Source organism: Ruegeria sp. AN11, assembly GCF_056536005.1.
On record NZ_JBQFJD010000001.1, the window covers coordinates 505,544 to 530,845 of the forward strand.

General features: G+C 58.8%; 27 protein-coding genes and 1 riboswitch. Of the genes, 13 read left to right on the top strand and 14 right to left on the bottom strand.

Annotated elements, in window-relative coordinates:
- Positions 1-6: 6 nt before the first annotated feature.
- The 3 genes from ACR3EQ_RS02495 to ACR3EQ_RS02505 form a co-directional block, all read right to left on the bottom strand.
- Positions 7-423: a GFA family protein gene (locus ACR3EQ_RS02495; protein ID WP_170616520.1), complete on the bottom strand. Its 417-nt coding sequence runs from the start codon at positions 421-423 to the stop codon at positions 7-9.
- 98 nt (positions 424-521) lie between these two features.
- Positions 522-1,895: an L-serine ammonia-lyase gene (locus tag ACR3EQ_RS02500; protein WP_170616518.1), complete on the bottom strand. Its 1,374-nt coding sequence runs from the start codon at positions 1,893-1,895 to the stop codon at positions 522-524.
- A 1-nt stretch (position 1,896) separates the two neighbouring features.
- Positions 1,897-2,598 carry a glutathione S-transferase family protein gene (locus ACR3EQ_RS02505; protein WP_170616516.1) on the bottom strand — a complete coding sequence of 234 codons (702 nt, stop codon included), beginning with the start codon at positions 2,596-2,598 and terminating at the stop codon, positions 1,897-1,899.
- Between the two features lie 167 nt (positions 2,599-2,765).
- Between ACR3EQ_RS02505 and rpiA the strand changes: the two genes are divergently transcribed.
- From rpiA to ACR3EQ_RS02535, 6 genes are all read left to right on the top strand, one after another.
- Positions 2,766-3,554, top strand: a complete 789-nt coding sequence (gene rpiA / locus ACR3EQ_RS02510; protein WP_480489668.1) for a ribose-5-phosphate isomerase RpiA — start codon at positions 2,766-2,768, stop codon at positions 3,552-3,554.
- Between the two features lie 129 nt (positions 3,555-3,683).
- Positions 3,684-5,042, top strand: a complete 1,359-nt coding sequence (gene gor, locus ACR3EQ_RS02515; RefSeq protein WP_170616512.1) for a glutathione-disulfide reductase — start codon at positions 3,684-3,686, stop codon at positions 5,040-5,042.
- Positions 5,043-5,114: 72 nt separating this feature from the next.
- Positions 5,115-6,260: an FtsH protease activity modulator HflK gene (gene hflK / locus ACR3EQ_RS02520; RefSeq protein ID WP_170616510.1), complete on the top strand. Its 1,146-nt coding sequence runs from the start codon at positions 5,115-5,117 to the stop codon at positions 6,258-6,260.
- A complete protein-coding gene (gene hflC, locus ACR3EQ_RS02525; RefSeq protein WP_170806106.1) occupies positions 6,260-7,138 on the top strand; it encodes a protease modulator HflC in 879 nt (292 codons plus the stop codon). The genes hflK and hflC overlap by 1 nt, the downstream gene beginning before the upstream one ends.
- Positions 7,138-7,332, top strand: coding sequence for a DUF2065 domain-containing protein (locus ACR3EQ_RS02530; protein WP_170616506.1), 195 nt, complete (start codon positions 7,138-7,140; stop codon positions 7,330-7,332). The genes hflC and ACR3EQ_RS02530 overlap by 1 nt, the downstream gene beginning before the upstream one ends.
- A 181-nt stretch (positions 7,333-7,513) precedes the next feature.
- The gene (locus ACR3EQ_RS02535) at positions 7,514-8,956 is read left to right on the top strand and encodes a Do family serine endopeptidase (RefSeq protein WP_170677677.1); all 1,443 of its coding nucleotides are present in this window, start codon (positions 7,514-7,516) and stop codon (positions 8,954-8,956) included.
- A 223-nt stretch (positions 8,957-9,179) separates the two neighbouring features.
- Here ACR3EQ_RS02535 and ACR3EQ_RS02540 read toward each other — a convergent pair whose 3' ends face one another.
- The 5 genes from ACR3EQ_RS02540 to ACR3EQ_RS02560 all read right to left on the bottom strand — a co-directional run bounded on the left by ACR3EQ_RS02540 (position 9,180) and on the right by ACR3EQ_RS02560 (position 13,508).
- Entirely contained in the window at positions 9,180-9,848 is a 669-nt protein-coding gene (locus tag ACR3EQ_RS02540) for a Crp/Fnr family transcriptional regulator (RefSeq protein WP_170806107.1), read from the bottom strand.
- Positions 9,849-10,007: 159 nt separating this feature from the next.
- Entirely contained in the window at positions 10,008-10,613 is a 606-nt protein-coding gene (locus ACR3EQ_RS02545) for an inner membrane-spanning protein YciB (RefSeq protein WP_170616502.1), read from the bottom strand.
- A 16-nt stretch (positions 10,614-10,629) separates the two neighbouring features.
- Positions 10,630-11,532, bottom strand: a complete 903-nt coding sequence (locus ACR3EQ_RS02550; protein WP_170616500.1) for a DMT family transporter — start codon at positions 11,530-11,532, stop codon at positions 10,630-10,632.
- Positions 11,533-11,620: 88 nt separating this feature from the next.
- On the bottom strand, positions 11,621-12,811 hold the full coding sequence (gene ftsY / locus ACR3EQ_RS02555; RefSeq protein WP_480489669.1) for a signal recognition particle-docking protein FtsY: 1,191 nt from the start codon (positions 12,809-12,811) through the stop codon (positions 11,621-11,623).
- A 58-nt stretch (positions 12,812-12,869) separates the two neighbouring features.
- On the bottom strand, positions 12,870-13,508 hold the full coding sequence (locus ACR3EQ_RS02560) for a lysoplasmalogenase (RefSeq protein ID WP_170616496.1): 639 nt from the start codon (positions 13,506-13,508) through the stop codon (positions 12,870-12,872).
- 142 nt (positions 13,509-13,650) lie between these two features.
- On the opposite strand from ACR3EQ_RS02560, the gene ACR3EQ_RS02565 reads away from it, so the two are divergent.
- The gene (locus ACR3EQ_RS02565; RefSeq protein WP_480489670.1) at positions 13,651-14,046 is read left to right on the top strand and encodes a hypothetical protein; all 396 of its coding nucleotides are present in this window, start codon (positions 13,651-13,653) and stop codon (positions 14,044-14,046) included.
- 8 nt (positions 14,047-14,054) lie between these two features.
- On the opposite strand, the gene ACR3EQ_RS02570 is transcribed toward ACR3EQ_RS02565, so the two are convergent.
- Both ACR3EQ_RS02570 and xseA read right to left on the bottom strand, forming a co-directional pair.
- The gene (locus ACR3EQ_RS02570) at positions 14,055-14,696 is read right to left on the bottom strand and encodes a glutathione S-transferase family protein (protein WP_480489671.1); all 642 of its coding nucleotides are present in this window, start codon (positions 14,694-14,696) and stop codon (positions 14,055-14,057) included.
- A gap of 3 nt (positions 14,697-14,699) precedes the next feature.
- Complete coding sequence (xseA, locus tag ACR3EQ_RS02575) at positions 14,700-16,184, bottom strand: exodeoxyribonuclease VII large subunit (protein WP_480489672.1); 1,485 nt, start codon at positions 16,182-16,184, stop codon at positions 14,700-14,702.
- Positions 16,185-16,259: 75 nt separating this feature from the next.
- Between xseA and purD the strand changes: the two genes are divergently transcribed.
- Complete coding sequence (purD, locus tag ACR3EQ_RS02580; protein WP_480489673.1) at positions 16,260-17,522, top strand: phosphoribosylamine--glycine ligase; 1,263 nt, start codon at positions 16,260-16,262, stop codon at positions 17,520-17,522.
- Positions 17,523-17,639: 117 nt separating this feature from the next.
- On the opposite strand, the gene ACR3EQ_RS02585 is transcribed toward purD, so the two are convergent.
- Both ACR3EQ_RS02585 and ACR3EQ_RS02590 read right to left on the bottom strand, forming a co-directional pair.
- On the bottom strand, positions 17,640-18,362 hold the full coding sequence (locus ACR3EQ_RS02585) for an FG-GAP repeat domain-containing protein (RefSeq protein ID WP_170616486.1): 723 nt from the start codon (positions 18,360-18,362) through the stop codon (positions 17,640-17,642).
- Positions 18,362-18,685 (bottom strand): 2Fe-2S iron-sulfur cluster-binding protein, encoded by a 324-nt coding sequence (locus ACR3EQ_RS02590; protein ID WP_039534845.1) that lies wholly within the window; start codon positions 18,683-18,685, stop codon positions 18,362-18,364. Before ACR3EQ_RS02590 ends, ACR3EQ_RS02585 begins: the two co-directional genes overlap by 1 nt.
- Positions 18,686-18,812: 127 nt before the next feature.
- On the opposite strand from ACR3EQ_RS02590, the gene ACR3EQ_RS02595 reads away from it, so the two are divergent.
- Positions 18,813-19,184 (top strand): OB-fold nucleic acid binding domain-containing protein, encoded by a 372-nt coding sequence (locus tag ACR3EQ_RS02595; RefSeq protein WP_170616484.1) that lies wholly within the window; start codon positions 18,813-18,815, stop codon positions 19,182-19,184.
- A gap of 234 nt (positions 19,185-19,418) precedes the next feature.
- Positions 19,419-19,910, top strand: coding sequence for a hypothetical protein (locus ACR3EQ_RS02600; RefSeq protein WP_170616482.1), 492 nt, complete (start codon positions 19,419-19,421; stop codon positions 19,908-19,910).
- Positions 19,911-19,979: 69 nt separating this feature from the next.
- On the opposite strand, the gene ACR3EQ_RS02605 is transcribed toward ACR3EQ_RS02600, so the two are convergent.
- Entirely contained in the window at positions 19,980-20,678 is a 699-nt protein-coding gene (locus ACR3EQ_RS02605) for a glutathione S-transferase N-terminal domain-containing protein (RefSeq protein ID WP_170616480.1), read from the bottom strand.
- A 118-nt stretch (positions 20,679-20,796) separates the two neighbouring features.
- A riboswitch (SAM riboswitch) is annotated at positions 20,797-20,874 on the top strand.
- Positions 20,875-20,938: 64 nt separating this feature from the next.
- On the opposite strand from ACR3EQ_RS02605, the gene metZ reads away from it, so the two are divergent.
- Positions 20,939-22,129: an O-succinylhomoserine sulfhydrylase gene (gene metZ / locus ACR3EQ_RS02610; RefSeq protein ID WP_170616478.1), complete on the top strand. Its 1,191-nt coding sequence runs from the start codon at positions 20,939-20,941 to the stop codon at positions 22,127-22,129.
- A 45-nt stretch (positions 22,130-22,174) separates the two neighbouring features.
- Here the strand turns inward: metZ and ACR3EQ_RS02615 are convergent, their stop codons facing one another.
- On the bottom strand, positions 22,175-22,957 hold the full coding sequence (locus ACR3EQ_RS02615; protein ID WP_170616675.1) for a HalD/BesD family halogenase: 783 nt from the start codon (positions 22,955-22,957) through the stop codon (positions 22,175-22,177).
- A gap of 272 nt (positions 22,958-23,229) precedes the next feature.
- Between ACR3EQ_RS02615 and folE2 the strand changes: the two genes are divergently transcribed.
- Positions 23,230-24,333: a GTP cyclohydrolase FolE2 gene (gene folE2, locus ACR3EQ_RS02620; protein WP_170616475.1), complete on the top strand. Its 1,104-nt coding sequence runs from the start codon at positions 23,230-23,232 to the stop codon at positions 24,331-24,333.
- A 275-nt stretch (positions 24,334-24,608) separates the two neighbouring features.
- Positions 24,609-25,277, top strand: coding sequence for a hypothetical protein (locus ACR3EQ_RS02625; protein ID WP_170616473.1), 669 nt, complete (start codon positions 24,609-24,611; stop codon positions 25,275-25,277).
- The last annotated feature ends 25 nt before the right edge of the window (positions 25,278-25,302 follow it).

Genomic DNA, 25,302 nt, shown 5'->3' on the forward strand with positions numbered 1-25,302 from the left:
GAAAGGTCAGCTTTCCGGAAGCGGTTGGTATTTGGTGTAATCGGGTCCGATGCAGCAGGGCAGGCCGTCATTCAGCTTGAGCCAGCTGAGTTTCTCTTCATGGGCGACGTGCAGGGTAGGCCGCAAAGCCTCGGGATCCTCAAGTGCGGCGACGTACATATGCATCACGTCGGACATAGACTGCGAGCGAAAGGACATTGGTGTGCCGCAATGCGGGCAAAAGCTGCGTTCCACGCCCGGAGAGGAATGAAACGTCTTTGGTGTTTCACCCGTCCAGCGCCATTGGCTGTCCCGGATGCCGAAATAGGCGGTCATCGGGGCCGAGCATTGCCTGCGGCAGCTTTCGCAGTGGCAGGTGACGCAGGACAAAACAGGTGGACTGACTTCAAAGCCGACCTTTCCGCAAAGACAACGTCCACGCATGAAACACCTTCCTTTCAGGAACAGATTTGCACCGCTTTTGGTGCAAATCCATCCAGAAAACGCGGAAATACGGACGCTTTGCGACGTCGCCGTTTGCCTCAGCAGTTCGGAACATTGACGGCCAGGCCGCCCAGAGACGTTTCCTTGTAGCGTTCGTGCATGTCGTGCCCGGTCTGGCGCATGGTTTCAATGACCGAATCCAGAGGAACGAAATGCTTGCCATCGCCGCGCAGCGCCAGCGAGGCCGCTGAAACCGCCTTGATCGCACCCAGACCGTTCCGTTCGATACAAGGCACCTGAACAAGTCCGGCAACCGGGTCGCATGTCATTCCCAGGTGATGCTCCAGCGCGATCTCCGCAGCGTTTTCGACCTGTTCGGGCGTGCCGCCCATCACTGCGCATAAACCGGCGGCCGCCATCGCCGAGGCGCTGCCAACCTCGGCTTGGCATCCGGCTTCTGCGCCCGAGATCGAGGCATTGAACTTGACCAGCCCGCCAATCGCGGCAGCCGTCAAAAGGAAATCTTCCACATGGCTTTCGGACGCGCCGGGTACGTGATCCAGATAGTACCGCAAAACGGCCGGCAGAACGCCTGCGGCCCCATTGGTGGGCGCCGTGACCACCTGGCCCCCGGCAGCGTTCTCTTCGTTGACGGCCATGGCGTAAACGCTCATCCAGTCGTTGATCGTGTGCGGAGCGTTCAGATTCATGCCACGCTCGGCCACCAGTGCGTCATGGATGCCTTTGGCACGGCGGCGAACCTTGAGGCCACCGGGCAGAATGCCATCTGTGACCAATCCACGTTCGATACAGTCATTCATTACCTGCCACAGGCGCGCGGTGCCCTTGGCAAAACTGTCCGCGCATCCACGCGCGATTTCATTCGCGCGTTTCATGTCCGCGATGCTTTTGCCGCTGGAACTGGCCATCTCAAGCATCTCGACCGCAGTTTTGAACGGAAACGGCACCGGATCACCTTCATCCGTTGCCTTGCCCTCGGCCAGTTCTTCTTCGGTCAGGACAAACCCGCCACCGATCGAGTAGTAGACCTGCCTGAGGATCACATCGCCCTGCGCGTCTGTGGCCATCAGGATCATACCATTGGCGTGGCCCGGCAGGTTGTTTTCATAGTCGAACACCAGATCCGATTTTGGATCGAACTTCAGCGTCGGCAGCCCTTCCGGCGTGACAGTATGCGAGTCGGATATGGCGGCCAGCGCTTCTTCGGCCTTGTTGTTGTCATAGGTGTCCGGAACAAACCCGGCCAGCCCGAGGATCGTGGCGCGGTCGGTCGCGTGGCCCACACCTGTGAACGCCAGTGAGCCATGCAATGACCCCCGAAGCCCCGAGAATTCGAACGGCGAGGCGCGCATCAGGTCCAGAAAGCGGGCCGCGGCAACCATTGGTCCCATGGTGTGGGACGAGGACGGGCCGATGCCCACTTTGAACATATCGAAGACAGATAGAAACATATCAGGTAGCTGAGCCTTCTGGTGGTGTAGCGTATGATGGTGCAGTGAACGGTGCAACTCCCAGCCCTTCCGCTGCGATTGCTGCGCGCGTTGCGGGGCGGGCTTCCAGTTGCAGCAAAAGCTGCCTCAGATGAGGAGTGTCAGTCAGTTGGAACCAGCTGCGATCGGCCTCGGCCGGATACAACGCCATCCATCGCATCATGCAGGCGATGTAGTATGACAGGGCCGACGGTTGGTCTGAGCCAAACCAGCCCGGCGTGTCCTTCGCCTGCTTTTCGAGGATTGAAAGATGTCGTTTCAGGCGGGTCCGGATACCAGCCCGCAGCGCTTCTGTCTGCGCCGCCTCAATGTACTTCTCGGCATAGAACAAAATGCGCAGGTCGGCGTGCAGCGTGTTCGACGCAAAAAAAAGCCATTTCAGATACGCCGCGCGGTCCGGATGCTGCGGAGCCGGTGCGAGTTGCCCGTGTGTATCGGTCAGCCACAGCAAAATGGCTGCAGTTTCAAAGATCGGTCCCTGCGGCGTCTCCAAAACAGGGATAAGGCCGTTGGGGTTCAGTTGCTTATAGGCAGCACTGTTTTGCTCATCACGGGTCCGATCGACCAATGCGGTCTCATAAGGCAAACCCATCTCTTCCAACGCCAGTCGGATCACTAGCGAGGCGTTGTCAGGGGCGTAATGCAGGCGGTAGCGCGGTTCCATAATGCATATCTATTACGCACCTTTCCCGCAGGACACGCCGATTGCGACGTTTCCAATAGGAAACGCGTATTTTCGCGACAGGGCGCCCCGTTGAATTGGCGTTTTGGGTCTCGAAGTTGAGTGTGGCATTTCGTATAAGGCCCGCAGCAACTTGGGGGAAAGCTGCCATGACAGGGGATCTGTCGCCCATCGACAGGGCGAAATATGTAGCCGCGCACCGTGCCGCGGAAATGGTTCAGGACGGCATGCGTGTCGGATTGGGAACCGGATCAACGGCCGCTTGGCTTGTGCGTCGGCTCGGCGAACGGGTGCAAGTGGAAGGGTTGCGGATCAAGGGCGTGCCCACTTCGACCCGCACGGCACAGCTGGCGCGAGAGGTCGGGATCGAAGTCGTCTCGCTGGATCAAGCGGGGTGGCTGGACCTGACCATAGACGGTGCGGATGAATTTGACGGCGAGTTGAACCTGATCAAGGGCGGCGGCGGAGCGCATCTTCAGGAAAAGATCGTGGCAACGGCCAGCGATCAGATGGTGGTCATCGCCGATGCAGGCAAAGAAGTTGAAACCCTGGGGGCATTTCCATTGCCGGTCGAGGTGATCCCGTTTGGCTGGCAAACCACGCGAACCCTGATCGAGGAGGCACTGGATACGATGGATGTGCTTGGCACCTCGGCTGCGCTGCGAATGAACGGCCAGGCCCCTTTTGTCACTGATGAGGGCAACCACATTCTGGATCTGCATCTGCAACGCATCGGAAATGCCCGTCAGTTGGCGCTGGTGCTGAACCAGGTTCCCGGAGTGGTCGAGAACGGGTTGTTCATCGATATTTGCGACAAGGTCGTAATTGGCCACGGTGACGGGCGGGTCGAACTGCGCGACATCAACGAAGGAACCCTGGAACTGGACCAGTTGGCCGATGGCGAAAGGGACAATCTGTTTTCGGACCTCTCTGATTGAAAATTGCGGCTGGATTTTCTGCAAATGGCGAGAGAGAAACCCGAATTCCTGATCCTTAGGGGTTGGCAGACGATTTTCCGCGCCCAGATATCCAGAACCCTTCAGGCAAACTGAACAAAGGAACCCGGTATGAGCTTTGACTATGATCTTTTCGTTATCGGTGGCGGCTCGGGCGGGGTCCGTGCAGCACGCGTGGCCGCTGGTGAGACCGGCGCCAAGGTGGCGCTGGCGGAAGAGGATCGGTATGGCGGAACCTGTGTGATCCGGGGCTGTGTTCCAAAAAAGCTGATGGTTTTCGCCAGCGAGTTTTCCGGCATGGTAGACGATGCGCAGGCCTATGGATGGGATGTTCAGCCGGGTGCGCTAGACTGGAATACATTCCATGGCAAACTGGTGGCGGAACTGGACCGGCTGGAAGGTATCTATCGCAACATTCTGAAAAACAACGGTGTCGAAAGCTTTGACCAGCGCGCCACTGTGGTCGATTCCCACACGGTTGAGCTGGCGGATGGGACACGCAAGACGGCCAAGCACATCCTGATCGCCACCGGCGGACGCCCTGTGGTGCCCGAATTTCCGGGCTCTGACCTAGCGATCACATCAAACGAAATCTTCCACCTCGACAAGCTGCCCGAATCCATCCTGATCGTTGGTGGCGGCTATATCGCCAGCGAGTTTGCCGGGATCATGAACGGGATGGGGGTCAAGACCACCCAGTTCTATCGCGGTGCGCAAATCCTGCGTGGCTTCGATGAAGAAGCGCGTGGTTTGATCTGCGAAGAGATGCGCCAGAACGGCATCGATGTGCGCCTTGGCACCAACGTGCTGGAGATGACCAAGGAAGGTGACAAGATCCGGGTAAAGGCCACTGACGGCACTGAAGATCGGTTCGATGTTGTCATGTACGCGACTGGCCGGGCTCCGAATGCGGATAATCTGGGGCTTGAGGCGCTGGGCGTAGAACGGGGTCGCAAGGGCGAGATTGTGGTGGATGAGTACAGTCAGACCGGCGTGCCCTCGATCTATGCCATCGGTGATGTAACTGATCGCGTGAACCTTACGCCGGTCGCCATTCGCGAGGGCATGGCCTTTGTGGAAACTGTGTTCAAAGGCAACCCGACCCCGGTTGATCATGAACTGATCCCGACGGCGATCTTCACGCAACCGGAATTCGGAACCGTCGGACTAAGCGAGGAAGAGGCTGCGGCACAGGAGCCGGTCGAAGTTTACGCGACATCCTTCAAGCCGATGCAGAAAGCCTTCGCCGGCGGCACGCAGCGGGTATTGATGAAACTGATCGTCAGCCAGGCGACCCGCAAGGTGCTGGGCTGTCACATCGTCGCGCCAGGTGCGGGCGAGATGATTCAACTAGCCGGGATCGCCGTCAAAATGGGCGCGACCAAAGAAGATTTCGACCGTACGGTTGCGGTTCATCCGGTAATGGCGGAAGAACTTGTTACAATGCGGCAACCTGTGCGCACTGCTTGATTTGCAACCGCGCGCACACAAGTTACAAGGGACCCCGTGATCACACGGGCCTAAACGAAGGAATAGACACATATGGCGGGCAACAGCGGCGGCCCCTGGGGGGGCGGAGGCTCCTCGGGCGGCGGAGGAAATCGGGGTAACAACGGTGATGGGCGCAAGCCCCCCGAAGGAGATGGCCCGCAGATCCCCGAGATCGACGAGCTGATGAAGAAAGGCCAGGAGCAGCTGCGCGTGCTGATGGGTGGTCGTGGCGGCGGTGGCCGTGGCGGCAACGGTCAGGGCGCAGGTGGTGGTGGCCCGGTCTTTACCAAAGGCACGGTAGTCATCGGCGCTCTGGTCGCAGTGGGCCTTTGGGCGGCTGCCAGCTTCTATACCGTGAAACCGGAAGAACAGTCGGTTGAGTTGTTCCTGGGTGAATTCTCGGCCGTTGGGAACCCGGGTCTGAACTTTGCACCCTGGCCGGTTGTGACCGCCGAGGTTATTCCGGTTACCCGCGAACAGACCGAGGATATGGGCGGTACGCGCGGCAGTGATGATGGTCTGATGCTGACCGGCGACGAAAACGTGGTGGATATCGACTATCAGGTCGTTTGGAACATCAACGATCCCGCCAAATTCCTGTTCAACCTGCGCGATCCACGCCAGACAATTCGCGCGGTGTCGGAATCGGCGATGCGGGAAATCATCGCGCAAAGCGAACTGGCCCCGATCCTGAACCGCGACCGCGGTATCATTGCTGATCGTTTGCAAGAATTGATCCAGGCGACGATGGACAGCTACGACTCGGGCGTGAACATCATTCGTGTGAACTTCGACAAGGCCGACCCGCCGCAGGACGTGATTGCTTCGTTCCGCGACGTTCAGGCCGCCGCGCAAGAGCGTGACCGCCTTCAGAACGTCGCCGACGCCTATGCGAACCGCGTACTCGCCGAGGCGCGCGGTGAAGCCGCACAGGTTTTGGAAGAAGCCGAAGCCTACCGAGCCCAGCAGATCAACAGTGCGATGGGTGAAGCCAGCCGCTTCAGCGCCGTTCTGGAAGAGTATTCCAAAGCCCCGGATGTAACCCGCAAACGTCTGTACCTTGAACGGATGGAACAGGTTCTGGGTGACGTGGACAAGATCATTCTGGACGAGAACTCGACCGGGCAGGGGCAGGGCGTTGTGCCGTATCTGCCGCTGAACGAGCTGCGCCGTAATCAGGCCGAGGGGAGCAACTGATGCGTAAGTCACCCATTATTCTGATCGTTCTCGTCATCCTGGTCGTTGCCGGACTGTCGTCGATCTTTATCGTCGACGAACGTGAACGCGCCCTTGTTCTGCGTTTTGGACGGGTCGTTAACGTCAAGGAGGAACCGGGCCTCGCGTTCAAGCTGCCGGTTTTCGACGAAGTGGTGCGTTATGACGACCGCATCCTTTCGATCGACGTGCAGCCGCTTGAGGTGACACCACTGGACGATCGCCGCCTTGTGGTCGATGCCTTCGCCCGTTATCGGATTGCCGATCTGAACCAGTTCCGTCAGGCCGTTGGTGTCGGTGGCGTTCCGGTGGCCGAGGATCGTCTGGACCGTATCCTGCGCGCTGAAACACGCGAAGTTCTGGGTTCGGTTTCGTCGCGCGACATCCTGAGTTCGGACCGTGCTGCCCTGATGCTGCGCATCCGCAACAGCGCGATTGCCGAAGCGCAGGCGCTGGGCGTTAACGTGATCGACGTGCGCCTGAAGGCCACCGATCTGCCGCAGGCGAACCTTGAGGCTACGTTCGACCGGATGAAAGCCGAGCGGGAGCGTGAAGCCACTGACGAACGCGCCCGTGGTAACGAAGCGGCGCAGCGTGTGCGCGCGCAGGCCGACCGGACCGTGGTCGAACTGGTCTCGGACGCCAACCGTGAAGCCGAGATCATTCGTGGTGAAGCTGACGCTGAACGCAACGCGATTTTCGCCGAAGCCTTTGGCAAGGATCCGGAGTTTTTCGAGTTCTATCGCTCGCTTTCCGCATATGAGCGCGCGCTGGGCGGCGGCAACAGTTCAATGGTGCTGAGCCCGGACTCGGATTTCTTTAATTACCTGAAATCGCCTACAGGTCAGGGCGGCCGGTAATGGGTATGATCCTTCTGGCCTTCGGGCTGGTGCTGATTGTCGAGGGGCTGGCCTATGCGCTGGCCCCTTCGCTTATCGAACGGATGCTGGAAACCCTGCGGACCCTGCCCGAGCAGGCACGGCGAATTACGGGTCTTTTGTGCGTGATCAGCGGGCTGATCCTTCTGTGGGGTGCCTATCAGCTGGGCTTTTGAGCAGGACATCTCACTTGCCGGTGATTTCCACGCGATCCTGAGTTGCGGGACGGGTCAAACTGACTACATTAGTCCGTAAGAAGGGCCGCGCGAGAGTGGCCACCTGAATAATTCGACAAGGAGACCCCAGGTGCAGGCAAAAGCACGCAGTATTTCCCTCGGGCGTGAAGACGCGGTTTTTATGGTGCGGTGGATGTGGTTGGCCTTTGCTGCAATGGTGTTGGTTCTGGCCCAGACCGTTGCCGTTCAGGCCCGGGGCGAAAGCCTTGCGCCGCTGGCAGAAAAGATCAGCCCCGCGGTTGTCAACATCACGACCAGCACGCTGATCGAGGGACAGACCGGTCCGCGCGGGATCGTGCCCGAAGGGTCTCCGTTCGAAGACTTCTTTCGCGAGTTTCAGGACCGTAACGGTGACGGCGATGAGAACCTCCCACGCCGCAGCAATGCGCTGGGTTCCGGGTTTGTGATTTCCGAAGACGGGTTCATTGTAACCAACAACCACGTCATCGCCGAAGCGGACGAAATCCTTGTCGAATTCTTTCCCGGTGACGGGCAACCCGTAAAGGAGTTGCCGGCCAAGGTGATCGGCACGGACGAAAAGACCGACATCGCACTGCTTAAGGTCGAAGCGACCGGTCCGCTCAAATATGTAAAGTTTGGTGACAGCGACACGGCGCGCGTTGGTGACTGGGTGATTGCCATGGGCAATCCGCTGGGGCAGGGATTCTCGGTCTCGGCCGGTATCGTATCGGCGCGCAACCGCGCGCTCAGCGGCTCTTACGACGACTACATTCAGACTGATGCAGCTATTAACCGGGGCAACTCGGGTGGGCCGCTGTTCAATATGGATGGTCAGGTCATTGGTGTGAACACCGCGATCCTGTCACCCAATGGCGGGTCCATCGGTATTGGCTTTTCCATGGCCTCGAATGTGGTGGTCAAGGTTGTCGATCAACTGCGCGAATTCGGCGAGACACGTCGCGGTTGGCTGGGTGTGCGCATTCAGGACGTGACCGAAGACATGGCCGAAGCCATGGGGCTGGAGAAGCCCGGTGGCGCCCTGATCAGCGACGTGCCCGAGGGGCCGGCAAAAGAAGCCGGGCTGAAGGCGGGTGACGTGATCCTGAGTTTTGATGGCGTCGAAGTGGAAGACACGCGCGGGTTGGTGCGTCAGGTGGGGGAAACAACGGTCGGCAAGTCCGTTCGCGTCGTTGTCCATCGCGACGGCGGTACACAGACCGTACTGGTCACTCTGGGTCGTCGCGAGGATGCTGAACGGGTGGAAAACGGAGATGAGCCCGCGCAAACGGACGATGAGGACGAAAACTCCGAGATCCTGGGGCTGACCATTTCCCCGCTGACCGACAAGCTGCGGGAAGACCTTGGTCTGGACGCCGAAGCCGACGGGTTGGTCGTCAGCGAAGTTGATGAGGCGTCTGAAGCCTATGCCAAGGGATTGCGGGCCGGTGATCTGATTACCGAGGCCGGTCAGCAAAAAGTGACATCCGTCAGTGACCTCGAAACACGGATGGAAGAAGCACGAGAGGCCGGGCGCAAGTCCCTGCTGCTGTTGGTGCGTCGCGGAGGTGAACCCCGGTTCGTCGCACTCAGCCTCGGTGAGTGACCCAAGGCGCAAAAAGGTTATCGGGCCGGAGTGTAAACTCCGGCCCTTTTTTGTGAGAAATTGCTGATGGAAAAGGTGAGCCATACGCCTGGGAAGGACGTATGGCTCTGGTACAGGGAGAGGTCAGTGGACAGATATCGGGGATGATTCTCTGACCTCCTACGGTAACAGTTATTAATTTAGTGTTAACGTCGCCGCTTGTATGTGAAACAGGTCACAGGCGTCAGATCAGGTCGGACTCGGCCAGTTCCTGCAATGCATCGAAGTCCTGGATCAGCAACCCCCCCCGCGACGCCTGAACAATATTGTCACGTTTCCAGGTGGATATGGTCTTGGACACCGCTTCGCGCGTGGCGCCCACGAATTCGGCAAGTTCGCTTTGCGACAGGGTTATCCTGTCTGCCGGATTGTCCTGAAGCTCCGAAAGGTGAAGCAGTTTGCGGGCCAGCCGGATCGGCATTGGCAGAAAGACCTGCTCGTTCAGCTGCGAGCCCATCCAGCGCATGCGCAGACCTGCCAGACGGATCATGTCCTCGGCCAGATCGGGGTGCTGTCGTATTTGACGCAGCACATCGTTGCGCAGCACGCGCAGGACACGCGAGGGTTCGGCAGCGGAAATGGTGGCTGTACGCGGGCCGTTATCAAACAGGGCGATTTCGCCGAAGATCTCACCCGGACGCATCAGCGTCAGTGTAAGCTTTCGGCCGCTCATCGCCAGAAAGGACACTTCGAGCGTTCCTTCCAGAATGGCATAGAGCGCGTTGCCCTCGTCACCCTGTTCGAAAAGGGTTTCCCCGTCGTTCAGTGAAATTTCGGTAGCCTGCGCGGTAAGCATGGCTTTCAGGCGGTCAGATGCTTCGGCAAGAAAGCCGCTGTTTGGGAAGGCCGTCATGAGTGTACGGGGCTCCGGATGGGGGTGGTGAGTGGTTACCCCATTCTTCACAGCTTTGGCGCTTAGCCAAGCTGTTTGTGGGTAATTGCCGGATTTCAGACAGAATACTTGGCGCCAATGCGGGCGTGTTCACGGTTTTGTGATGTCCGCAGTCGGAACCTATTGATGATCCGGGTCGTCCATATAGCTTTGCAGCAGGTTGAATTGCAGCATCAGAAAAACCATCAGGGCAATCGGAAACCCAAAGGTTTCGATTTTGACCCATAGATCGGTCGACAAGGTCCGCCAGACAACTTCGTTGGCGACTGCCAAAACGGCGAAGCAGCCACAGAGGCGACGTGTCAAAATCATCCAGCCCTGATGGCGCATGGGCAACATCTCGTCCAGCACATAGGCGAGATAGGATTTCCCCTGCAAAAGACCGATGCCCAGGATGACCGAGAAGAAGCCGTAGACCAGCGTGGTTTTCATCTTGAAAAACCGCTCATCATTGAACCAGGCCGTCAGACCGCCGAAAAAGATCACCATGAAGGCCGTGAAGATCTGCATCCGGCTGAGTTTTCCGGTCAGAAACCACAATATGCCCATGGCACCCAGCATCAGCGGTACAAAGATGATCGTCGCTATGATGAAGCCGGAATATTCGATGCCGCCGATCAGGAAACTGTCGTCACGCAGGCGCAGATAGATGAAGAAGAAGGCCAGAGGCGGGCCCAGTTCCAGCACCTGTTTCAGAAACGGGTTGATTTCTTTGTTACCTGTCATGATTCTGTCCTGCTGCTTACCCGCCCATTTCAACTATTACTGCACCCAATGCAATCAAGGCCATCAGGGCAATACGCCGGGGGCCGACGGTCTCTTTCAGCACCAGCCATCCGATCAGGGCCGCGAACACGGTCGAGGTTTCGCGAAGCACCGCGGCCTCGCCCACTTTGTCCAGCCGTGTGGCGAGCATGATGGCCCCGAAGGACAATGGGGCGATGATACCGCCCGCGAGCCCGCGCAGCATCAGTGGGCCAATCGCAGGGCGATGGATCATGGCCCGCCATCTGAGGAAGGCATAAATCGGCATTGCCGCCCCGTCGATCATGAAAAACCAGGCCAGGAATGTGAACGGATCGGCGGTCGCACGAATGCCATAGGCGTCATAGGTTGTATAAAGCGCTACGAACAGCCCGGTTACGACGGCCAGAAACAAGGCGATACCCAGCGTTTCGCGGTTCGTCTCGAGATAGCGCAGGTTGTATCCGGCCAATCCGAAGATACCGGCCAGTAACACCGCGACGCCGAACCACTGCGTGGTCGAAAATGTCTCGCCGAACAGCAGGTAGGCACCAATAACGGTGAACAGGGGGCCGGTGCCGCGCACCACCGGGTAGACCACGGTGTAGGAGCCTTTGGTGTAGGCCAGGGCCTGCAAGGTCTTGTAGGCTATGTGGATCAGCCAGACGACTGCGAAGATGGGCCACATATAAGGTTCGGGCCAGGGCACGACGAAAAAGGCAAAGGGCGCGGCCATCAGGCAGTAGCAGATGTCAATCGCGCCGCGTGAAAGCCAGGGGTCGTGACGCCCTTTCTGCAACGCTCCGAAGACCGCGTGCAGGAAAGCCGCCATAAGCGCCAGTCCCAGCGCAAGTTGGTGGCCCGCTTCGGTGCCTTCGAGGGAAATCAGCCAGTCGCTCAACTATCGGCCTTTTGCTGGGTGGAAAGGGTGGGGGGCTGTCTGCCCCCCACACCCCCCGAGGATATTTTCAGCCAGATGAAGGGGCGGATCAGCCCTTGTCGAGGCCAGTGAGGGCGGCGGCGAATTCTTCCGGGTCGAATGGGGCCAGGTCGTCGATCTGTTCGCCGACACCAATGGCGTGGATGGGCAGACCGAACTTGTCAGCGAGCGCCACAAGAACACCACCCTTGGCAGTGCCGTCCAGCTTGGTCATCACAAGGCCGGAGACATCGGCCAGTTTGCGGAAGGTTTCAACCTGGCTCAGCGCGTTCTGGCCGGTGGTGGCGTCGAGGACCAGAAGGGTGTTGTGCGGGGCGGTTTCATCGACCTTGCGGATGACGCGGACGATCTTGGCCAGTTCCTCCATCAGGTCGGCACGGTTTTGCAGGCGGCCTGCTGTATCGATCATCAGAAGGTCCGCCCCTTCATTCTGCGCACGGGTCAGGGCGTCGAAAGCCAGCGAAGCCGGGTCGGAGCCTTCGGGCGCGGTCAGGACGGGGACGCCAGCGCGGTCGCCCCAGACCTGAAGCTGTTCGACCGCGGCGGCGCGGAAGGTGTCGCCCGCCGCGATGACCACTTTCTTACCCGCGGATTTGAACTGGCTTGCCAGCTTGCCGATAGTTGTGGTTTTGCCGGATCCGTTGACGCCAACAACCAGAACCACCTGTGGGCGTTTGGGGTAGATGGGCAACGGCTTTGCAACAGGTTCCATCACTCGGGTGACTTCCTGCGCCAGAAGTTGCTTGATTTCCTGGGTCGACAATTTGCGGCCAAAACGACCTTCGGCCATGTTGGCCGTTACGCGCAGGGCGGTATCCACGCCCATGTCCGAGGCGATCAGCAACTCTTCAAGCTGTTCGAGCATGTCATCGTCAAGCGTGCGCCGTACCACGACCTGAGTGTCGCCCCGATTGAACAGCCGTCCCAGAACGCCCTTGCGCTGCGCCGGGGTTGCTTCGGGCGGCGGCGGAGCTGGCGTAGGGTCCGCGGGAGAAGGCGTTTCGACCGGTTGCGGGGCGGGGGCCGGTTCAGGGGCGGGGACTGGTTCAGGGGCGGGGACTGGTTCGGGGGCCGGTTCGGGAACCTCGGGGACGGGCTGAGGCTCCGGTTCTGGCTCGGGGATGACCGGATCGGGGGCGGTCGTTTCTTCGCCGCCATCTTCGACAATCGCATCGAGCCCCTGTTCCAGCCGGGACGAGGATTTGAACAGCCGATCCTTGAGCTTTGAGAAAAACGCCATCTTTGGTCTCCGCAGGTGTTCCCTTCACCTAATGCGGATTTGCGGCAGTTGCAAAGGGTCAGAGAAACGCAAGCAGCAATGCAGCTTGTGCGCCCCAGTAAAGCGGCCAGACCAGATATGGGGTCAGGGCCATTGCGGGATGCCGGGGCGGAAGCAGGAACTTTTCTGTGGCCAGGATCAGGTCGGATGCGATGAAGGCCAGCGCTCCGGGAAGGGCCCAGCGTAATGCTCCGGTCTCGGGCAGGCTCAGAACCGTGATCCCCATGCCCAGAATGATCGGGATATAGCAAAGCACCGGGATTTTCAGATCACCAGCTCGTGGTGCCAGAAGTGTCGCCGCGACAATGCCCAGCAGAACCAGCGACCAGACCAATCCCGGCCGGTCCAGGATCAGCGCCGGATCGCTGCTGGCGTGGGTCAGAAACAGGGCAATATAAGCCAGATGCCCGGCGGCAAAAGCACCGACCCCGGCGATGAAAGTCGCCTCGGTCTCTTGCGACAGCAAAGCATCCCCGACGGCACACAACACCAGGGCCAGGATCAGCAGGGAAGGGGCGCCGGCAACCGCTGCGATCAGCGCCAGGATGGCAACCGATCCGGTCTTGAATGCCGTTCGCACTAGGCTGGCCGGTTTTGGAGACATCGGAAGGTAGGCGACTGCAAACAATGCGGCGATCCAGAACAGCGTTGTTGTCATCCCTTACTCTCCTGCCAGTGTCGGCTGTTGGATCTGATGCAGTGTCAGCCTGATGTGCCGGGCAACTCAACCGGTAACGTCAAGGAAACCGGTCGCAGAATGCTGGTTGGCGTCGAATTGCGGCATCTGACAATATGAAACCATGTTGAGGCATTTGGTGATTCTTCTGATTGCGTCCGCGCAGGCCGCAACCGCGCAGACTGCGCTATCGGCTGCGGAGTTCGACGAATACACACGCGGCAAGACCCTGTTTTATGGGTTCCAGGGGCAGGTATATGGGGTGGAACGCTATCTGCCCGGGCGCAGGGTCATCTGGTCGTTTCTGGATGGCGATTGCAAGGAAGGTGTCTGGTACGAGCAAAATCAACAGATATGTTTCGTCTATGAAGACCGACCGGATCCTCAATGCTGGTTGTTCACCAGATCGGGTGGAAGGCTGATTGCGCAGTTCGAGGGCGACCCTCAGGAGACTGAACTGTACGAGGCTGATGACCGTGGCGAAGAAATGGTGTGCTATGGCCCGGAAATCGGAGTTTGAGACTTTGATTAACGCGCACGCAGGCTTTCGTAGTTTATCGTGACGTGATCGCGATAGGCCGGTCTGGCCGACAGGGTTTCATAGTATCGCCGTAGGTGCCTGAATGGTGCGCGCGGGATGTCGATGTCAAAATACCTGTACAAAATGTGGCCCAACTGGATGTCGGCCAGCGTGAAACTGGTCCCTGCGATATAAGCGCTATGCGACAATTGTTGGTTGGCAATGGCCAGCTTGTCTTCCAGCACATGCAGGGCAGCGGTGATCGCTGTTTCATCCCGGTCGGAGGGCGCGGTTCTAACGACTCGCCAGAAAACCGGCACGGTAAAATTCATGGCGACGTTCAGCTTGGCCCATTCCGCCCATTTATCGACCGTTGCACGTCGGACCGGGTCGTCAGGCCAGAAATGGTCATCAGCATAGCGTGCAGCGAGGTATCGAAGGATCGCGCCCGTTTCCCAAATTGGTGTACCGTCGTTGTCCTGTACCACCGGAATTGTCCGGTTTGGGTTGAGGGCCGCGAAGGCATCGCTGTCCAGCCCGCCAAATTCATGTCCGACGTCATGGCGGCGAAACGGCAGGCCCAGTTCGCCGACACACCACATCAGCGCCTGGACGTTGGATGATGTTTTGCGACCCCAGATTGTCAGCATGAGTCAGAACAGCGATCCCTGATCCGGGGCGTCGGGTTTGGTTTTTTTTGCCGCTGGTTTGGCCGATCCGCCGGTTGTCAGACGACCATCAGAAAATTCGATCTCAAGAACAGGGTGCCCGGCTGCCTGCGACTTGGTGGTGACAACCGCACCTTCTGCGCGAACCACAGCGTATCCTCGTTCCAGCGTCGCTTTGTAACTGAGCGTTTCGCGCAGCCGGTCGGTCGCGTCCAATTGTTGACGCAGCCTGTCCAGCCGGGATTTATGCGCTGTATTCAGACGCTCTGACAGTCGGTTCAGGTTTTCGGTGCGGTTTTTCAGTTCCTGTCTGATCGGGCGCAGAGACAGGCGCGACGTCAGGTTGCGCCATCGGTCGCGGCGGGTTTCGACAATCCCGCGCAGGGTTGACGGGCGTAAATGCGCGGATGTGTCCAGCAATTTGACGCGCCGGTTCTGAACACCGCGGATCAGAGCGTTGGGCAGGCGGTCCGAGACCTGATCCAGACGTTGCCTTGGTGTGTCGAGCAGGCTGTCAGCCCTTGGCAGTGCACGTGACAAATCCCTTAACCGTTGCGAACGGCGTTGCACGGCATCCGTTGCCGCCCGCGACAGACGCGCGCCTTGTCCGCCGGTCCAGGCCAGCAATTCCAGCCGCACTGGTACCGCCAGTTCAGCGGCGGCGGTGGGCGTAGGGGCCCGACGATCCGAGACGAAGTCGATCAGGGTCGTGTCCGTTTCATGCCCCACGGCGGAAATCAGTGGAATCGCGGATGCAGCGGCAGCCCGCGCGACGATTTCTTCGTTAAATCCCCAAAGGTCTTCGATCGAGCCGCCACCGCGCGCAACGATGATCAGATCTGGGCGGGGCAAAGCACCGCCGGGTGTCAGCCGATTGAACCCTTCGATTGCCCGGGCAACTTCGGGCGCGCAGTTGGCGCCCTGAACCGCAACCGGCCAGATCAGCACCTTTCGCGGGAACCGGTCGCGCAGCCGGTGCAGGATGTCGCGGATCACCGCGCCGGAAGGAGAGGTCACAACGCCGATGATCTGGGGCAGGTAAGGCAGGGGAGTCTTGCGTTCGGGCGCAAACAGGCCTTCCGACTCAAGCTGTTTCTTGCGTTTCTCCAGCAAGGCCATCAGCGCGCCTTGCCCTGCAACCGCAACTTCGTCGACGTTCAGATTGTATTTCGATTGCGCGCCAAAGGCGGTCAGCCGTCCGGTGACGACAACTTCAAGACCTTCTTCGGGCACAACGGAGAGGCCGGAAACCTGACCTTTCCAGGTTGTGCAAGACAGGACGTTCCGGTCATCCTTGATGTCATAGTACAAATGCCCCGAACGTGCTTTGAAGACGCGACCGACCTCGCCGCGCACACGGATTCGGCCAAACGCACTTTCGAGGGTTCGTTTCACTTCGCCCGAGATGTCCGAAACAGTGTATTCAGGGGTATTCTGGCCGGGAATTGGGTCGTCTAGCAGGTCGGACATTTCAGCGCCTTGTTTCAAATGCTCACCCAGCTTAGAACGCCGCGCAGGCAAGGCCAAGCAGATCGGAGAGCATTCATGAACATCCTTATTCTCGGCAGCGGCGGGCGCGAGCACAGTCTGGCCTGGGCGGTGCTGCAGAACCCCAAATGCGACCGTCTGATTGTGGCACCCGGAAATGCCGGGATCGCGCAGATCGCCGATTGCGCGGCACTGGATATCGAAAATGGTGGCGCGGTTGTCAGCTTTGCCGAAGAAAACGCGATAGATTTCGTGATCGTCGGGCCCGAAGCCCCTTTGGCGGCAGGTGTTGCCGACCGGTTGCGGGAAGCGGGCGTTCTGGTATTTGGACCGTCGGCCGGTGCCGCACAACTTGAGGCGTCAAAGAGCTTTACCAAGGAAATTTGCGATGCCGCGGGTGCCCCGACAGCGGCTTATGCCCGGTTCACCGAGGCCGGTCCAGCCAAGGACTACATCCGGACCCAGGGTGCGCCCATTGTCGTCAAGGCGGATGGTCTGGCTGCGGGCAAGGGCGTGATCGTGGCAATGGACGAGGACACCGCGCTGGCGGCCATCGTCGACATGTTCGGCGGCGCTTTTGGCGGTGCCGGAGCCGAGGTCGTGATTGAAGAGTTCATGGAGGGCGAAGAGGCCTCGCTTTTCGTGCTGTGTGACGGTGAGGATATCCTGTCCATTGGCACTGCGCAGGACCACAAAAGGGTTGGAGAGGGCGATACTGGGCTGAACACCGGCGGCATGGGCGCATACTCTCCCGCACCGGTTTTGAACGCCGAAGTCGAAGCGCTTGCGATGGAAGAGATTGTGCGCCCGACCATGGCCGAGATGAAACGTCGCGGGATGCCGTTTCAGGGCGTGCTTTATGCCGGGTTGATGATCCGGGATGGGCAGCCGAGGTTGGTCGAATACAATGTTCGTTTCGGCGATCCGGAATGCCAGGTTCTGATGATGCGACTTGGCGCGCAGGCGATGGACCTGATGCACGCAGCCGCCGAGGGGCGTTTGCGCGATACACAAGTGAATTGGGCAGATGATCATGCGATAACGGTTGTCCTGGCTGCGGAGGGATATCCGGGAACCTATGAAAAAGGTTCGGTGATCCGGGGGTTGGATAACCTGCCGGAAGACAGCAAGAACATGGTGTTCCATGCCGGAACCAAGTCTTTTGAAGGGCGGATTGCGGCGTCGGGCGGGCGGGTTCTGAATGTCACGACACGTGGCGGGTCGTTGCAGGACGCGCGTGACAGGGCTTATGCGATGATTGATGCGATAGACTGGCCGGAGGGTTTCTGTCGGCGGGATATCGGCTGGCGGGCACTGTAAGCTCTGGCAGAGGTCTCGTGGCGGGCTGCGCCCGTCACGGGTTCTTGATCAGGGGGCTTTGCCCCCTCGGCCTGCGGCCTCACCCCCAGGATATTTTTGGCCAGATGAAGGGGCGGATCAGCAGTTAAGGGCTTGGGAAATGCTGTCGCGGCCCCGGAACGGTCCCAGATCTGTTGATTGCCAGCCCTTGTCATACGTGACGCTGACAATACGAGACCAGTTGCCGTCGGCCAGTATCAGCGAGGGAGTGTCCCCGCAGAAGCGCAGGCCGCCAGAGATGAAATCTTCGCCGATGCGATGGTTCGTCAGATTGGGAATTGTTGCGATCTCGGTCAGTTGGTTGTTCTCGAAACGCCAGATCCGTAGCGTTTTCGCAAGATGAGGGCGATCGACATAGGCGATTTCGACATGGCCGTCGTTGTCCAGGTCCGCAGCGCCGACCGGTGCGAGCCAGCGGAAACGGGTGCCGATGTAGGGCGTGGCCGCGATCAGGCCGCCGCCGTTGTAGATTGCAAGCCGGGCACCCTTGTCGCGATGGCTTTCGACGACAAGGGCTTCGCGACGGCCGTCGTTGTCAACGTCGACCAGGCGCGGCCGGATGTCTTCGAAAACACGTTCTTCTGGCAGCCGTATAGTATACTGCGTCGATCCGGGTGCGTATTGCAGGACCAGCGCGCCGTATTCTATCTGATCACCCAGAACACCATGGGGGTATCGCGCCGTGGGTTCGGAGTATTCGGCCGAGCCCAGTGGTTCATACTGCCACGGTTGCTGCGATTGTGCCGTGACCGGACATACACCGAGTGCGATTGTGACGGCGACGACCGGTCTGGCTGGCATCAGATCTGTTTTTCCGGCATCTGCACGACCAGACCGTCCAGAGCATCCGTGACCTTGATCTGGCAGGTCAGTCGCGAGCGGGCCGGATCGGGTTCATAGGCAAAGTCCAGCATGTCTTCTTCCATGTCGTCCTTGGCCGGGATTTTCTCGACCCAGTCGGGGTGAATGTAGACATGGCAGGTCGAGCAGGCGCAGGCGCCGCCGCAATCGGCCTCGATGCCGGGAATGTTGTTGTCACGGGCCCCTTCCATGACGGTCAGTCCGTTGGCGACCTCGACAGTGTGTTCGGTACCGCCATGCTCGACATAGGTGATCTTTGCCATTGCGTGCGTCTTCCTTTTGCGATGTTCGAAACCTTCCTTAGTCAAGGCATTTAGCTCTTTCCAGCCTCATTTGCGACTCGGCGTGCCGCGACTGGACTTTCTTGTCATTTGTTCTATTTTTGTTCTCATGCTTGTTGTCCCTGTTCGCCCCACAGATCAAAACAGCGATTGGCCGCGTCCGCCCGCGTGCCTGCCCGCCTGCCAACTGAACGCCCCGCCCGAAGGTGCACGCGTGACGGTGGCGGGGCTGGTGATCCTGCGGCAGAGACCGGGGACGGCCAAGGGGGTGATATTCGTCACGCTTGAGGATGAGACCGGCATCGTCAACGTGGTTGTCTGGCGCAAGATCTACGAACAATTCCGCCGCGCGGTGATCTCGGGGCGGCTGTTACGGGTAACGGGCCGGATGCAGCGGGCGCATTCGGTGACCCATGTGATCGCGGAAGAGATCGAGGATATCTCGGGGATGCTGGATGTGCTGGTGCAGGGGGAGGGGTAGGTCTGCCTTACGGACAAAGTGGACGCTTGCCGGTTGCAAGACTTTCGGTTTGGCGCCCACGGATAAGTGTTTTTTGATCCATATGTGAGTATAAGGCGCTTTTCCGCCGCTTTGACGCCGGTTGGTCGACTCTCCGATGCCGGAAGGGTACTTGCAAGCATCTTTGCGCGTCGGCCTTTGTCAAAGCCTGGGCTTGACTGTGCACCACTCAACGTCTTCTCGAAGTCAGTCCGGATGCCCAACGTAACACAAAATGGATCGCTCAAAAAAAATGTCCGACCGGATGAGAGCCAGATCCACGATCGTTTTGTCGAACTTTCAGAGTTCACGCGATCAAAAGGATATGTACACACCGCCAGAATGATCGAGGAGGCACTGAATGCCTACTCCTTCGAACGCAGGCATCTTGGGATTGCAACAAAGTACCTCTCAGAATTGCAGAAGCTGAAGGGCGTTGAGTTGTCACGGTCGGAGGAAGAAACAGATCGGAAACAGCATTCGGTTCCAAACTTCCGCTCTGCGCGGTCGAAAAAACCGATTGGCGTGGATTTCAAAAAGACAGAGCGTTCAGTCGGCCCAGCTCAAACAACAGAGACAGGGCATGCGGCTTTTGTCCTGACCGCCCGGATGCGTACGGACGGCAGCAATGCTGCGCAAATGCGCAAGGGTCTCCGGAAAAACAAGCTGATGCCTTTGCCGGCGGAGCCTGAATTCCTGTTTCGCTAGCGGTCTTTGGTATGGCCAAGGTAAAATCAGCGATGATCATTGAGAACCCAAAACGACTTCCGAAAACAATCACCGCTTGAATAGCACCCCTTGCGATTGCTTGTCCCGGTGATCGCCGCGCAAATCGGCATGCAGCGCGCGACCGGCCTGCACGCCGGGGCGGGCACTGACGGCTTCCAGCCAGCGCGCAAAATGGGGCTTGTCCTCAAGCACTTGCTGTTGACCTTCCCACAGGCTGGCCCAGCCCCAGATTGACATGTCGGCGATGGAATAAAAATCGCCCGCGACGTACTCGTTTTCCGCCAGCCGTCGATCCAGCACGCCATACAAACGCCCAACCTCTGCCCGGTAGCGGTCCTTCGGATAGGGGTGGTCCTGCGGCGGGTCCATGTTCGGGGCGTATTTCAGGAAGTGGTGCGCCTGACCGGCCATGGGGCCGACGCCGCCCATTTGCCACATCAGCCATTCTTCGACGGCAATGCGATCACGCTCGGTTTCGCCATAGAACCGGCCCGTCTTGCGGGCCAGATACATCAGGATCGCGCCGCTTTCGAAGACCGAAACCGGGGCGCCGCCCGGGCCGTCGGGGTCGACAATTGCGGGCATGCGGTTGTTCGGCGAAATCTTCAGAAATTCGGGGTCGAACTGATCACCCTTGCCGATATTGATCAGATGGGTTGTGTAGGGCAGGCCCATCTCTTCCAGGGCAATGGAAACCTTCCAGCCATTCGGCGTTGGCCAGAAATACAGATCGATTGGGTTGGTCATGGCTCCTCCGTGTATCGGCGATCATGCGGCATTCTGCCGGTTCGGCAAGAGGCGGTTACGAAAGCGTGACAGAACCAAGCGCAGCCTTGACGAATAGCGGCCCGAGGCGTATGGCAGCACAGAGCTACGTGGCGATTTGTTACCGGATTGCGGGCCACGCTAAACAACACCGCTAAAAGGTCAGGATGAAAGACCCCTTTCGCTTGGCCGCGTCTGGGGTTTTTTGTTTGCCTCCCGCGTCGGGGGCGGAAAGGAAAAAGATGAGCGAGACCTGGAACAAACGCACTCAAGCCGTTCATGGCGGTATTCGCCGCAGCCAGTATAACGAGGTCAGCGAAGCGATCTTTCTGACGCAGGGTTTCGTCTATGACACTGCCGAGCAGGCCGAGGCGCGATTCATCGAATCCGGCCCGGATGAGTTCATCTATGCCCGCTATGGCAACCCAACTGTGGCGATGTTTGAACAGCGCATCGCCGCTTTGGAAGGCGGTGAAGATGCGTTTGCCACCGCATCCGGCATGGCGGCCGTGAACGGCGCGCTGACGTCGATGCTGCAGGCCGGTGACCATGTTGTTTCGGCCAAGGCGTTGTTTGGCTCCTGTCTGTATATTCTTGAAAACATCCTGACGCGGTATGGCGTTCAGGTGACGTTTGTGGACGGAACCGATCTGGCCGCGTGGGAGGCTGCGATCCGGCCGGACACCAAGGCTGTTTTCTTCGAATCCATGTCGAACCCCACGCTTGAGGTCATTGATATTGCCGCAGTGTCCCGGCTTGCTCATGCGGTCGGTGCAGTGGTTATCGTCGACAATGTGTTCTCGACCCCGGTCTTCTCGCGCGCGATCGAGCAGGGTGCCGACGTGGTTGTGTATTCAGCCACCAAACACATAGACGGGCAGGGGCGTGCTCTGGGTGGTGTGATCATCGGCACTAAGGAATTCATCCGTGGCACGGTCGAGCCGTATCTCAAGCATACAGGCGGCGCGCTGAGCCCGTTCAACGCCTGGATCATGCTGAAAGGGCTGGAAACGATGTCGTTGCGCGTAAACGCGCAGGCCGAGACGGCGCAGACAGTTGCGGAAGCGCTTGAAGGGCATCCTGCTCTGGTTCGCACGTTGTATCCGGGGCTGAAAACCCATGCGCAAAACGCGCTTGTTCAGGATCAATTGGGCGGCAAGGGCGGAACGGTTCTGTCGTTGGATATCAAAGGCGGAAAAGAAGCAGCCTTTGCATTCCTGAATGCCATGACCATTCCGGTAATCTCGAACAATCTGGGTGATGCGAAGTCGATCGCGACACACCCCGCCACAACCACGCACCAGCGCCTGAGTGAGAAGCAGCGGGATGAGTTGGGCATCACGCCGGGCCTGATCCGCCTTTCAATCGGGCTGGAAGACCCGACAGATCTTCTGGCGGACATTCAACAGGCACTTGCGGTATCGCAAAAGTAGACAGATGCACCCTGTGGCTTGCAGTCGCCGCAGGGTGCACGTGCCTCAGGCCCGTCCGTAGAAACCCATCCGCTCGGTATCCGAAAACGTGACACCGGGATTTTCGTAATAGGAGAACACGGCAATTATTCGTGGCTTGCTTCCTGCTACGGGCGTCACCCGATGGGCGGTATTCTTGCCCTTGAACACGTTCAGGGTTCCGGGGCTCAGGGAAATAACCCGACTGTTTTTATCATTGCCGCTCAGCAGTTTTGCAACGCCGTCATAGTTCGGGTCGGTTTCACTGCGCAGGTCTTTCCGGTACTCAAAAGCGCCACCCTGATCCGGTGCCTGTAACAGCATCGTTGTGGTGAACTCTGACCGGTCAAAATGCCAGTTCAGGGCCTGACCCTCGCGATAGGACATGACGTTCACCCGGGCCAGAGGGTCGTCCATCACGTGCAGTACCGACTTGTTCATCGTTGCGGCCAGAAAATGCGCGAATTCTGGCCATTCGTACAGCCTTAGCAGGGCGGTACCCTGAATCTGATCGGCGCAAAGCGTCCGGTTGGACGTATCGAATTCCTGCAGCGCGGGGTGATCTTCGGGCAATTCCTCAATCTTCTTGAAATAGATATTGTGGCGGCGCTGATGCAGGAAGGCGTCGGTATCAAAGCGTGGTATCATTTCTGACACTGTGAACTCGGCGACCTCCGGGCGCAGCAATCCTTCGAGATTGAACAACCCTTGCTGTGCAAGCTCCTGACTACAGGTCTCGACAAGGCTTTGCCACGCTTTGCTGCCGGGCTGGTCCAGCGGGAATCGCTCCAGATCGAGTATGTCGCGCATAACGGCCTCGTTCATTAGTGGTCTTGGAAGTTTTTACGGACAACCTGTGACTTCGCCACTCGCAATGCTATCCTGTTTGCGACAGGCCCCTGCGGCCGAGCAAGGGGCAAGTTGTCCAAAACGAGGCATCAAATCCTCGCCGCGTTTCGCTGAATATAGACGGTTTCACGCAGATTTATTCAATCCTGTCTGGTATCCGGTGCGTATTAGAGGGGACTGGAAATGAACAGAAACCTGCTATATTCCTGCGTCGACACAAGGAAACCCTGCGTATGAACGTATATCCCCGTGACCTGGACAATACTCCCGACCGTGACGAAGCCGAGGCGGCCTTTAACGTCTTGCGGCGATGGGCGTCATCCGCGACCGAAGCGGAAATCAGCCAGCTTGACCCGTCGATTGCACGTCTGATCCCGGGGCTTGTGCCGGTCAATTATCCGTCTCTTTCGCGGGAATACCCCGAGGATTTCAAGTTTTGTGAGGCGTACAAAGCCTCTCTGCCCGATCTGCAGAACGGTCCGTCCAGCCTGATCCGGGGTGCCAAACAGCGGATTCAGCATGTGGGAATCTCGAATTTCCGCCTGCCGATTCGCTTTCATCGCAAGAAGGGTCAGGACCTGACGCTAGAGACATCGGTGACAGGTTCGGTAAGCCTTGAGGCCGAGAAAAAGGGCATCAACATGTCCCGGATCATGCGGTCATTCTACAAATACGCCGAGAGCACGTTCAGCTTTGAGGTGATGGAAGCCGCGCTCAACGACTATATGACCGATTTGGACAGTCTGGATGCGCGCATCCAGATGCGGTTTTCATATCCGGTTATTGTGGAAAGCCTGCGTTCGGGCCTGTCCGGCTACCAGTATTATGACATCGCGCTGGAACTGGTTGATCGGGGCGGGGAACGCCTAAAGATCATGCATCTTGACTACGTCTATTCCTCGACCTGCCCATGTTCGCTGGAATTGAGCGAGCACGCCCGGTCCACGCGCGGACAACTGGCGACACCGCATTCGCAGCGGTCTGTCGCTCGCATTTCAGTTGTCGTCGATTGTGACGCGGATTGCCTGTGGTTCGAGGATCTGATCACCCTGTGCCGCCGCGCGGTTCCGACCGAGACGCAGGTCATGGTCAAGCGCGAAGATGAGCAGGCGTTTGCCGAACTGAACGCCGCCAACCCGATTTTTGTCGAGGACGCCGCTCGGTTGTTCTGTGCCGAACTGCTTGCGGACCATCACATCGGTGATTTCCGGGTAGTTGCCAGCCATCAGGAAAGCCTGCACAGCCACGACGCGGTGTCCATTCTGACAGAAGGGCCGACCTTTGCGGCGGCCAGTCTGGATCCCCGGCTGTTCACCACATTGTTCCACGTCGGTTGATCTGCCTGATTTAAGGGCAGTTTTCCGAAAATAGGGTGCGTCTTGGCGATTTATTGCCGCACCGCAGCAAAAATTCTGCACAAGCACAAATATTTGGGTAGTCTGCAAGACAATGCAGATGCAGCATGATCGCACCAGGTGGTGCGACACCTTAAAGGATGCCGGGACGTGCAACGCCTTGGATTGCAAATTCGGTCTGCCGCCCAAAGGGCCCGAACCGGGGAACCCCCTTTGCTTTGTCTCTGCCTGCATCGCTTTCAGAGGAGAATTAGTAGATGAACCCGATTTCCGGACCATTGGAACTTCAGGCTGCGGCCGTGCGTGTGGCTGGCTATGCCATGGTCAATCAGATGAAGATCATGCAAATCATGACCCGCTCTGCGATCGAGTTGCCTTTAGTACCCTTGCAGGCACTACGTGCGGCAGCGTCTGAGTCCTCTGTGGTGGAACCTGCTAAGGAAGCAGTCCGCGCAAAGCCAGCGGTAAAACCCAAGATCCGGGCAAAACGTAAAGCGCAGGTAACGCCAAAGGCACCTGTTGTCAGAGCGTCGTCTGTCACGCCCAAACCGGTGGCAAAGAAAGTGGAACCTAAAACAGCGCCGGTCGCCAACGCTGCCACGCCGAAACCGGCCAGTGCAAAACCGTCCGCTACTGTGGCCAAGGCGCCGACGCCCAAAAAGCCAGCGGTCAAGCCGGAAGCGGCAGCAAAGCCTGAAACCGTCAAAGTGGCGGCACCCAAGTCTCAGGCAGGCAAGACGGCCGAAATAGTGACAACCAAACTGCCGGACGACAAGCCAAAGCCTGTCGCGCGTCAAGCAAGCAAGGCATCCGAGGCACCAGCGGCGGCAAAACCTAAAACCGCCGCCGAACAGCCGGTGCGGCGCACCCGGGCACCTTCCAAACCGCCCGCGATGCCAGTTCAGGCACCAAAATCGGACAGTTGATCCCGACATCCGCTTGACACAGTCG